The following is a 10,702-nucleotide window of genomic DNA, read 5'->3' as shown; positions in this document are numbered from 1 at the left end:
CGAAACTTTTTCAAAAAAATGTGGCCAAATATGCGGCGCTCGTACAAAAAACCAGTGTTTTAATGTTCAAACATTCGAAAAGCCGAAATTGGCTAATATTGGAAACCCCAATAGATCATGGTGTCCGTCTTGGCGCCGCAGCAGGCGCATGTGTCGCCAAGGAGTTCTTGGACAAAGGGAATACAGCGGGATTTCATGCCGGTGACTTCCCGAACCTTCTCTTCGCAGGCGCCGCTGCCGCACCACATGGTCTTCACAAAGCCGCCCTCGGTTTGGGCGATGTGCCGCATCTCTTCCAGCGAGGCGGCCGTATGGGTGCGCTCCTGCAGGTTTGTCCGCGCGGCCCTCAGCAGATGCGCCTGAATCTCCTCCAGCAGGGCCGCCGCGGCCAAGTCCGTTCCCTCCAGAGGCGCCGCCTGTTTCGCGCCGGTGTCCCGGCGTGCCAGCACACACTGGTTTTCCGCGAGATCGCGCGGGCCCAATTCGACGCGCAGCGGCACGCCCTTCATCTCGTGTTCGGCAAACTTCCAGCCGGGGCTCTGGTCGCTGTCGTCCAGCCGGGCGCGCAGCCCCGCCGAGTGCAGTCGCGCGAGCAGCGCCCGGGCCGCCTCAAGAACGCCCGGCTTGTGGGCTGCCACGGGGATCACCGCGACCTGCACCGGCGCGATGCGCGGCGGCAGAATCAGCCCATTGTCGTCGCCGTGGGTCATGATGATGCCGCCGATGATCCGGGTGGAGAGCCCCCAAGAGGTCTGAAACGGGTACTGCAGCGTGTTGTTTCGGTCGGTGAACTGGATGTTGAAAGCGCGGGCGAAGCCGTCTCCAAAGAAATGGGAGGTCCCCGACTGCAGCGCCTGGCCGTCATGCATCATACACTCGATTGTGTAGGTGTTTTCGGCGCCGGCGAAGCGCTCCGACGCGGTCTTTTGGCCTTTCACAACCGGCATGGCGAGGCTCTCCTCGGCAAACGTCGCGTAGACGTTCAGCATCCGGAGCGTCTCTTCCTCGGCCTCTTCGCGGGTGGCGTGAATCGTATGCCCCTCCTGCCACCAGAATTCGCGGCTCCTGAGAAAGGGGCGCGTGGTCTTTTCCCACCGCACGACACTGCACCACTGGTTGTAGAGCTTCGGCAAATCGCGCCAAGACTGGATGATGTGGGCGTAATGCTCACAGAAGAGCACTTCGGAAGTCGGGCGCACGCACAGGCGCTCCGTCAGAAGCTCACCGCCGCCGTGTGTGATCCACGCCACCTCGGGGGCGAAGCCCTCGACATGGTCCTTCTCCTTTTGGAGCAGCGATTCGGGGATAAAAAGCGGCATAGAGACGTTTTCGTGGCCTGTCTCTTTGAACATGCCGTCCAGCGTGCGCTGGATGTTCTCCCAGAGCGCGTAGGCATATGGCCGCAGGATCACACAGCCCTTCACGCTGGAGTAGTCAATGAGTTCAGCTTTTTTGACGACGTCCGTATACCACTGGGCAAAATCGACGTCTCGGGCTGTGATCTGTTCCACTTTTTTCTCTGTAGCCATGACCGACTTCCTCTACCAAATGGATTTACGGTGTTTGAGACAAGGACACCGAATGAACCTTGTGTGCTGTTTTGCGCGTATACTATCTTGATTGTATGCGTTCTCGGTGTGCTTGTCAAGGCGGGCTCACACCGGGGCCGCGGGGGCATAGAATGGTTCAGAGCGCCAGCTGGGTCTCGGAGGGGAGGGGATGGGGATGAGCGCATTTACCAAATTTTACTTTCGCCCCGGCGAAGGCGAACGGGTGGAAACCGCGGTGCATCTGGAGCCGGATCGGCGTTCGTCGATTCACGGCGTGGTGCGGGAGACGCACGACGGCCGGCCGATTGTCGACGCCCTGGTCATGCTGCTGGCGGCCGGCGGCCACGACGACCCCGCGCCGGTCGGGCAGACATTCACAGACGACGCAGGCCAGTTTGTATTCGGTCCGCTGACGGCCGGGCGGCTATACCTGGTCAAGGTCTATAAAAACGCCGTCAAGCTGCGGGAACTGGAGATCGTCGCGGAAGGGCCGGAGCCGGCGGCGGCGGAAGCGTGACGGCTGTGATTTTTTTGGATTTTCGTTGCCAAGCCCCTTCGGACGTGATATGATAACTTCGGTCGGGTGCCTCTCATCATGTTTGTAGGCGCCGGGTCACTTGATTTAAGTCAAGCACGAAGGCGGCGTATCCGCCCGCGTGCGAGGGGGGTATCTGTTTGCGTCGTCCGTTTGTGTATATCCTCATCACATTGTTCTTCGGGTTCGCCGCCGGGGGGCTCAGGGCGCTGGAGCTTCAGCTCGCCTGGGACCCGGAACTTGGCGTGATGAGTCCCGGCCATCCGGCGTCTCTGGGGCTGATCGCCGTGTCTGTCGTGTTTTTCCTTATCATGCTGCCGCTCACCCGCGTGAAATCCAAGCCAACCGGAGAGCGCGTGGCCTCCGCCCGGCATACGCCGACCTATCTGACCGCCGACATCCTGGCCGTGGCGGCGCTCCTTGTCTCGGCCTATTTGGACATCAACCGGTATGCTCAGCTCACAGATACCGCGGGGGCGCCGCTCTCGCTCCTTGTGTTCTCTCTGCTGACGGTGTTCACCGGGCTTTGCATGATGATGCTGATGCGCATGACGCTGCGCGGCGTGGTTGACAAGGCCTACGGTTTCTACATGACGGTGCCGGTCTTCTGGTCCTGTTTTTGGCTGATCATGGAGTTCGCCGCGAATTCCGCCAACCCGATTTTACTGAGCTACACCTATGAGATCCTTGCCATCGTGTTCATCGTGCTGGCCCTCTACTCGATGGCGGGGTTCTTCTTCGACATGCCCCACACGTCGCAGACCCTTCTGTACTGCGTCATGGGCGCGTTTTTCTCGTGTATCACCGTGCTCGGCCCCATTTTGTCCTATGTGTTCTGGGGGGTGTGGCCGGTGGAGGGCAGCGCGGACTGGGCGCAGTTCTTCCGCTTCCTGTACGCCACAATCCACCTGCTGGCGGCGGTGTATGTGCTGCGGGGCCACAAGATCGCCCAGCGCGCCGCGGCCAGCCGAGCGGCGGCGCCCGCCGCGGAGGAAGCTGTGAGCGGCGGAGAGCTGTGAGCGAATGTGTCGGCAATGTTTCTTGGTTTGCTGCGGGCGCCCTCTCTGGCATACAGGGAGGGCGCTGTCATACGCCGGACTCTGGGTGCATGACGGGGAGAGCCTCGCCGACGATACCGGCGACATGGTCGAAAGCGGCCTGCGCGCCGGCGCGCGCGCCCTCCGGGACGGACGCCGGTACGCAGGCGGGGATGAGCCGGTAGTCGGTTCGGCCGCTCTCACCCGCGTAGCGGTATGTCAGCGTGGGCAGATAGTCTACGAAGCCCCAGCGGAGCTGCCCGGTTTCATCCTTCCCGATGGTGAGGCTGACGAGCATGCCGTACTGCGTCTTGGGCAGGGGCGGCTTCAGCGCAATCTGGTCGGCAAAGAAGTTGCCGAGCGAATAAAGAATCAAGCAGGAGCGTCCGTCCGGCGTCTCATGCCAGCGGGCCGGCTGGACGCAGTGGGAGTGCCCGCCCAAAATCACGTCGGCGCCCGCGTCGCACAGGCGCGCGGCGATTTCCTCCTGTACGTCGTTCGGCGCGTCCCGGTATTCGGCGCCCCAATGCAGCGCCGCGATTACAAATTCCGCGCCCGCCGCCCGCAGCGCCTGAATCTCCTCCGACATAGCCGGGACGCTCTCGGTGGAGGCGGTGGTGAAACGGCGCATGGCAAAGGGCAGTTTTTCGGCGGGGAGCGCCGCGCCCATGCCGTTGTCGGCGTCGGAGTAGTTAAGAATCCCCACCGTCAGCCCGCCGAGGTCCACGAGGGTGTGGGCGTCGTACTGCGCCTGTGTCTCGTAGGTGCCGGTGAAGCGAAGACCGGCCTTTTCGATGTTGCGGCGGGTGGCGGTAAGGCCGTCCCACCGTTTGTCAAACGCGTGGTTGTTGGCCGTCAGCAGGAAATTGAAGCCCGCGCTGCGCAGGGCAGGCAGGATTTCGAAGGGCACGTTGAACATGGGGTAGGACGAGATGTTTTGATTGCCGCCGAAGGCGTCTACGGGCGACTCCATGTTGCAGATCGCGAGGTCGCCGTCGACAAACGGCGCGATCTCGGAGAAAAACGGCGTGAAGTCGTAGGTGTCGCCGGCGGCGGCGGCTTTCACAGGCCCTTTGTGTAACAGGATATCCCCCGCCATCTGGATCTTAAAGTCGCGGGTGGACAGGTCGGGCGGAGACGGCGTGGGCGTAGGAGGGGTCGGTGCGGGTACAGGCGTTTCGACGGGGTCGGTGGGCGGCGGCGCGGGGTCGGGCGTTGTCTCCGCCGGGCCGGTGCAGCCGGTGAGCGACAGGAGCAGCAGAAGAAGACAGAGGCACTTTCTTCCCATCCGCATGGGCGTAACCCTCCTTTGCGCGATGCGAACATGCGCGTCGATGACCTCATTATAGCATGCTAGGGTGCCTCTCACAATGGGGCGGACCCCCGCGCACCCAAAAAAGGGGGCAAAGGACACGGTCCCCCGTGCCCTTTGCCCTGTCAGAAGATGGGTATAAGATAAAGAAAAAGAATAGAGAAAAGCGAAAAAGAGAAGAAGAGAAAGAAGAAGAAAAAGAAAAGAAGAAGAAAGGAAAAAGAGAAGAAGAAGAAAGAAGAAGAAAAAGAAAAGAAGAAGGAAGAGAAAGGGTATATGGTAAAGGGAGGATCTCCCTGATACCCGGGATCAGTACTCGTACTTTTTCGAATAATTTTTGCCGTTGCCGATGAATTCAGTCTGCTTGCCGCTCTTGTTGCCGGCGGCGAAGGTGGAATCCATCCGGGACCAGTTCTCTCCGTCGAAATAGATGGAGCTATTGATCTTGATCCAGCCCTCGCCTTTGATATAGACCTCATTCCAGGCGTGGTAGGCGTTGTTGGGGGCTACGTACCCCATAATCAGCTTGGTCGGAATATTCAGACTGCGGAGCATAGCGCCCATCAGCGAGGAGTAGTCGAAACAGATGCCCTTTCTGTCGGCCAGTACGGTGTCGACGGAGGGGATATATCCACTCAGCTTGCCGTCGATAACCAGCTGGGCCTTTTGCTTGTCATAGACAATGTGGTTGACGATGAAGCGGTAGATAAGCTGTACCTTTTCGAGCTCCGTCTTGGCGTCTTTGGTCAGTTCCTTCGCTTTGAGGACAGCCTTGGAAGTGCTCTGGTAGTTGATGTGTTGGATGGGAATGAGGAACGGCGCGTATTCGTCTTTCAGAGAGACGTCCACCGTCTCGGTCTGGGCCACGGAATACTTGGTGCCCTCAATGTTTTCCAAGACTTTGATCCGGTATTTTCCGTTTCCGCTCTGGAAGGAGAATGTCTCCGCCACCCCTTTGCCGGACAGATCATAGGTGTACTCGGTGCCTTCCCGGCCGCTCGCGTCCAGCTTGTTGATTCTGACTTTGATCTTCTTGGAGGTCTCATTTAGATAGCGGACCTTGACATAGCCGTCGTTCTTGTTGGTGGCGTCGATCTCGGATTTGCTTCCTTTGAGGATCTGGGATGCAGTTCCGCTTCCATTGGCTTCCGCCGCGAGGACGGAGGGGGCGGACAGGCTGGCGAAGGGGATGAGCAATGCCAGCAAGACAAAAAACATAACTGCGCGTTTCATAGATCTCTCCTCTCGGGTTTGTCCGTGTAACAAGTTTTCCGAAAGGCATGGAAGAAAAACAAAAAAACACCTTTTCCTACCCGTGCCGGCAAGAAAGAGTGTTCCTCTATTTCTCTTTCGGCAACTGGCTACCATTTCCCCCCGGCACAAGACCGGAAGCATCAGGCCCTATAGTTTTGCGTCACTGCCTTTCGACAGCTTTGCCTTTTCGATGAGACTCGATTCACTTTACGGTTTTAGTATAACGGCATTGGCGCGATTTGTCAACACCTTTTTGCGAAAAAATTTTGACTTTTTTCGCGCCGCTTTTTTTAAAAACCTTGTAATCCTTGCGACAGAAGGGATGGCCGGCCCCCAAAAATAGCCCGCGCCCGGCTGCGGCGGCGGTATCCGCCCCTTTCTCCCGCCCCGCGCCGCATCCGGCGGGAGTTATTAGAGGCGCCCACTTGTCAAACCCCCGCCGTTTATGTTAAAATATGAGCGCTTTTGTATGGACGGCGGGGGTGCCGCCGTCGCGCGAAGGGAGACGGAACGCTATGGCAGGGGTTGCGGTTTTGGGGTTTGGCGTCGTGGGCGCCGGGGTTGTCGGGTTGCTTGAGCAAAACGCCGGGCGCGTCGCAGAGAAAGCCGGGCAGGCGGTGACACTGAAATACATTTTAGACATCCGCGCCTTCCCGGATTCGCCGTACGCCGGGTTCTTGGTGCAGGATTTCGCGATCATCGAGAACGATCCGGAAGTTCAGGTGGTGGTGGAGTGTATCGGCGGCGTCGGCGCCGCGCTGACGTTCACCCGCCGGGCGCTGCTGGCCGGCAAACATGTGGTCACCACCAACAAGGAGCTCGTGGCCGAACACGGAGCCGAGTTGCAGTCGATCGCGGCGGCGCGCAACTTAAACTATCTCTTCGAGGGCAGCGTAGGGGGCGGCATCCCAGTGCTGCGCCCACTCTCGCAGTGCCTGGCAGCCAATCATATCCGCGAGATCACCGGCATATTAAATGGCACGACCAACTATGTGCTCACCCAGATGATCCGCGCCGGCGTCTCTTTTGAGGAGGCGTTGGCTGGGGCTCAGTCGCTGGGGTACGCGGAGGCGGATCCGTCGGACGATATCCACGGCAAAGACACCTGCCGCAAGATCTGCATCCTGGCCTCCCTTGCCTTCGGCCGGCATGTGTATCCGGAGCAGGTGGCCACCGAAGGCATCGCCGGCATCACACGGGCGGACGTGAGCTTTGCCCACGCGCACGGCTGCCAGATCAAACTGCTCGGCCGGGCGCTGCCCGGCCCGGACGGCGGTCTCGCCTGCCTTTACGTGGCGCCTCACTTTGTGCGGGACGAACATCCGCTGGCCGGCGTGCACGACGTGTTTAACGGCATCTGGATGGAGGGCGACGCCATCGGCGAGGTCATGTTTTACGGCCGAGGGGCGGGCGCGCTGCCCACCGCGTCCGCGGTGGTGGCCGATATCATCGACTCTGTCAAGCACATGAGCGCACGCAAATGGGTCGGCTGGCAGCCCGCCGTCTCCCGGACGCCGCTGACAGACGAGGATTTGCGGACAGCCTGGTATGTGCGGCTGGACGAGGCCGGCGGCGCCATTACCGAGCCCATGACGCGCGCCGAGCGGACGGTCTGGGAGGCGACGCTGCCCCACCCCCCGGCCGGCTGCATGCGAATACTGTAAAAAAAGGGGGAATCCCGGATGTCCTTGATTGTGCAGAAGTTTGGCGGCACCTCGGTGGCCGACGCCGCGTGTATCCGGCGGGTGGCCGGCATCGTGGCGAAAACCTACCGGGCCGGGCATGAGGTCGTCGTGGTGCTCTCGGCGCAGGGCGACACCACAGACGAGCTGATTGCCAAAGCCCGGGAGGTGTCGAAGAGCCCTTCGCCCCGTGAGATGGACATGCTGCTGTCCACCGGGGAGCAGGTCTCCGTGGCGCTGTTTGCGATGGCGATGGAGACGCTGGGGCTCCCGGTGGTCTCTCTGACAGGCTGGCAGGTAGGCCTCAAGACGGACCGCAACTACGGCAATGCCCGCATCAAAAAGGTGGAGAGCGAGCGCCTGCGTGTGGAATTGGATCGGAAAAACATCGTGGTCGTGTGCGGGTTCCAGGGTATCAATCGCTACGACGATGTGACGACCCTGGGCCGGGGCGGTTCCGACACGACCGCCGTCGCCATCGCCGCCGCCCTGAAGGCCGACCTGTGCCAGATCTATACGGATGTGGACGGTGTATACACCACAGATCCGCGGGCCGTACCCGAGGCGCGCAAGCTGGATGAGATCACATACGACGAGATGCTGGAGCTCTCCTCCCTCGGCGCGCGCGTGCTGCACAACCGCTCGGTGGAGATGGCCAAGCGGTACCATGTTCCGCTGGAGGTCATCTCCAGCTTCACCGGCCAGCCCGGCACCCAAGTCAAGGAGGTATTGAAAGTGGAACAGCTCAATGTCAGCGGCGTCACGCGGGACGACAACGTGGCGCGCATCGCGTTGGTCGGTTTGGACGACATGCCGGGCAAGGCTTTCCGGATCTTCTCGCTGCTGGCGGCCAAGAAGATCAACGTCGACGTCATCTTGCAGTCCATCGGTCGTAGCGATACCAAAGACATCAGTTTCACCGTGCAAAAACAGATGCTGGCTGCGGCCCGCGCCATCCTGGAGGAGCACCGCGACGTGATTGGTTACGCCGACATGGTGATCAGCGACGCGATCAGCAAGGTTTCGATTGTGGGCGCCGGTATGGTGGGCAATGCCGGCGTGGCCGCCGAGATGTTCGAGGCGCTGGCCGCGGCTAACATCAACATCCAGATGATCTCCACCAGCGAGATCAAAGTGTCTGTCCTCATCGACGCGCGCGACGCCAAGCAGGCCGTTCAAGTCATCCATGACAAATTTTTCGGCTGATGCTGATTTTAATTAGATAATTTACCACATATCGCAGAAAGGGGATTGGGACGGCGCCCCGTTTTTTGCGGTGCGGAAAAAATGGAGGGCGGGGGAGAGCCGGAACGGGCGGCGCCCGCATAGAAAAACATGGGAGTTGGGAGCATGGAAACACCGGTGCTGATCGTTATGGCGGCGGGTATGGGCAGCCGCTATGGCGGCCTCAAACAGGTCGAACCGGTCGGCGCACGCGGAGAGGTGATCATCGATTACTCCGTCTACGACGCGGTGCGCGCCGGATTTCAGAAAATCATTTTTATCATCACCCGCGCGATGGAGCGGACATTCGCCGAGATCGCCGGCGCCCGTATCGGGCAGTATGCCGACGTCTCCTATGCTTACCAGGATATGGACAGTCTGCCGACGGGGTATGCCGTGCCGGCGGGGCGTGTGAAACCGTGGGGCACGGCGCACGCCGTGCTGGCTGTGCGCGGCCAGGTGCGCGGCCCCTTTGCGGTGATTAACGCGGACGACTACTACGGCCCCGCAGCCTTCCGGCATGTCCACGAGTGGCTGACGGCGTTCCGCCCGCGAGATGGCCGCCGCCACTACTGTATGGTGGGCTACCGGATCGAAAACACACTGACCGACTACGGCCGCGTCACACGCGGCGTCTGTGAAGCGGATGCGCACGGTTTTCTCGCGCGCGTCACGGAGCGCGCCGGCTTGGAGAAGACACCCGGCGGCGCGCGCTTCTTCGAGGGTGGCGCCTGGCGCCATCTGCCGGCGAGTACGCTGGTGTCGATGAATTTTTGGGGGTTCGACGAAAGCTTTCTCGACGCGGCGGCGGCCGATTTCCCGGCCTTTCTCGACAGTCGGCTGCCAGAGGACCCGCTTGGGTGCGAGTATCTGCTGCCCCGCGAGGTGGACGGCCTCCTGCGGCGGGATCTGGCGGACGTCCGGGTCCTTGAGAGCGGCGAGACCTGGTACGGCGTCACCTATCGGGAGGACCGGGACGCCGTAATTGACGCGATGGCGGAGATGCACGAGATCGGACGCTACCCGACGCCCCTGTGGACGGCCGGCCAATAGGCCGCCGGTTGACGATAACGCATTCACAATATATACAATATACAAGGAGGCTTAAGCACCATGAAAACCATCAAGCTGGGCCGGTCGGACCTGCAGGTGCCTGTGGTCGCGGTGGGCTGCATGCGCATCAACGGACTGAGTCCGTCTGAGGCGGAGCGCTTTGTCCGGACATCCCTGGAGCTCGGCGCCAACTTCTTCGACCACGCCGACATCTACGGCAACGGCGTCTGCGAGGAGATCTTCGCGCAGGCCGTCTCAATGAGCCCCGGCGTCCGGGAGACGCTCATCCTGCAGTCGAAGTGCGGCATCGTGCCGGGACTCATGTATGACTTTTCCAAAGAACACATCCTGCGCTCTGTGGACGGGAGCCTAAAGCGCCTCAAAACAGACTACCTGGATGTGCTGCTGCTGCACCGTCCGGACGCGCTGGTCGAGCCCGAGGAGGTGGCTGAAGCGTTTGAGGTGCTGCATGGCGCGGGAAAAGTGCGCCACCTCGGCGTTTCCAATCAGAACCCGACGCAGATGGCGTTGCTGCAAAAGTTCCTCTCCCGGCCAATCGTGGCGAACCAGCTCCAGCTCAGTGTCGCGTTTGCGACCATGATCTCACAGGGGCTCCTCGTCAACACGTTGGACGAGGCCGCTGTGGACCGGGACGGCGGGGTGCTGGATTATTGCCGCCTGCACGACGTCACGGTGCAGCCGTGGTCGCCGTTCCAATACGGCACCTTCGCGGGCGTATTCCTCGACAGCGGCGAATACCCGGCGCTGAACGCCAGGATCGATGAGCTGGCCGGTGCCTACGGGGTGTCGAATACGACGATCGCCATCGCCTGGCTGCTCCGGCACCCCGCGCGGATGCAGCCCGTGATTGGCACCATGAACGTCCAGCGGCTGCAAGACTGTGTCCGCGCGGCGGATGTGACGCTGACCCGCGAGGAGTGGTACCAGATCTATCTCGCGGCGGGCAACAAGCTGCCCTGACGGGCACAGATCTCCGAGGGTACGACGGATACGGCAGTTCATTTGAAACAAGAGGGGGACCGGCGTCGCGCCGG

General features: G+C 61.0%; 10 protein-coding genes and 1 riboswitch. Of the genes, 7 read left to right on the top strand and 3 right to left on the bottom strand.

The features are described from left to right. Positions 1-92: 92 nt before the first annotated feature. Complete coding sequence (gene proS, locus LBK75_10645) at positions 93-1,529, bottom strand: proline--tRNA ligase (protein ID MDR1158738.1); 1,437 nt, start codon at positions 1,527-1,529, stop codon at positions 93-95. A 196-nt stretch (positions 1,530-1,725) separates the two neighbouring features. Here proS and LBK75_10640 point away from each other — a divergent pair, with 196 nt between their 5' ends. Together LBK75_10640 and LBK75_10635 are read left to right on the top strand one after the other, a co-directional pair. Next, positions 1,726-2,067, top strand: coding sequence for a carboxypeptidase-like regulatory domain-containing protein (locus tag LBK75_10640; protein ID MDR1158737.1), 342 nt, complete (start codon positions 1,726-1,728; stop codon positions 2,065-2,067). A 158-nt stretch (positions 2,068-2,225) separates the two neighbouring features. Then, positions 2,226-3,104, top strand: coding sequence for a hypothetical protein (locus tag LBK75_10635; GenBank protein ID MDR1158736.1), 879 nt, complete (start codon positions 2,226-2,228; stop codon positions 3,102-3,104). 67 nt (positions 3,105-3,171) lie between these two features. Here LBK75_10635 and LBK75_10630 read toward each other — a convergent pair whose 3' ends face one another. Next, a complete protein-coding gene (locus LBK75_10630) occupies positions 3,172-4,416 on the bottom strand; it encodes a CapA family protein (GenBank protein MDR1158735.1) in 1,245 nt (414 codons plus the stop codon). Positions 4,417-4,544: 128 nt separating this feature from the next. Here LBK75_10630 and LBK75_10625 point away from each other — a divergent pair, with 128 nt between their 5' ends. After that, positions 4,545-4,787, top strand: a complete 243-nt coding sequence (locus tag LBK75_10625; protein ID MDR1158734.1) for a hypothetical protein — start codon at positions 4,545-4,547, stop codon at positions 4,785-4,787. Here LBK75_10625 and LBK75_10620 read toward each other — a convergent pair. Beyond that, the gene (locus tag LBK75_10620; protein MDR1158733.1) at positions 4,744-5,667 is read right to left on the bottom strand and encodes a transglutaminase domain-containing protein; all 924 of its coding nucleotides are present in this window, start codon (positions 5,665-5,667) and stop codon (positions 4,744-4,746) included. The genes LBK75_10625 and LBK75_10620 overlap by 44 nt on opposite strands. 116 nt (positions 5,668-5,783) lie before the next feature. Continuing rightward, a riboswitch (cyclic di-GMP riboswitch) is annotated at positions 5,784-5,882 on the bottom strand. A 321-nt stretch (positions 5,883-6,203) separates the two neighbouring features. On the opposite strand from LBK75_10620, the gene LBK75_10615 reads away from it, so the two are divergent. The 4 genes from LBK75_10615 to LBK75_10600 all read left to right on the top strand — a co-directional run bounded on the left by LBK75_10615 (position 6,204) and on the right by LBK75_10600 (position 10,628). Further along, complete coding sequence (locus tag LBK75_10615) at positions 6,204-7,352, top strand: homoserine dehydrogenase (GenBank protein MDR1158732.1); 1,149 nt, start codon at positions 6,204-6,206, stop codon at positions 7,350-7,352. A gap of 18 nt (positions 7,353-7,370) precedes the next feature. Beyond that, positions 7,371-8,576: an aspartate kinase gene (locus LBK75_10610; protein MDR1158731.1), complete on the top strand. Its 1,206-nt coding sequence runs from the start codon at positions 7,371-7,373 to the stop codon at positions 8,574-8,576. A 144-nt stretch (positions 8,577-8,720) separates the two neighbouring features. Further along, positions 8,721-9,647: a nucleotidyltransferase gene (locus LBK75_10605; GenBank protein ID MDR1158730.1), complete on the top strand. Its 927-nt coding sequence runs from the start codon at positions 8,721-8,723 to the stop codon at positions 9,645-9,647. A gap of 60 nt (positions 9,648-9,707) precedes the next feature. Then, entirely contained in the window at positions 9,708-10,628 is a 921-nt protein-coding gene (locus LBK75_10600) for an aldo/keto reductase (protein MDR1158729.1), read from the top strand. Positions 10,629-10,702 lie beyond the last annotated feature (74 nt).

The organism is Oscillospiraceae bacterium (assembly GCA_031265355.1).
Lineage (GTDB): Bacteria > Bacillota > Clostridia > Oscillospirales > UBA929 > JAIRTA01.
Note: the sequence above shows the minus strand (reverse complement) of the source record. Positions and strands in the feature narration are given on the sequence as shown.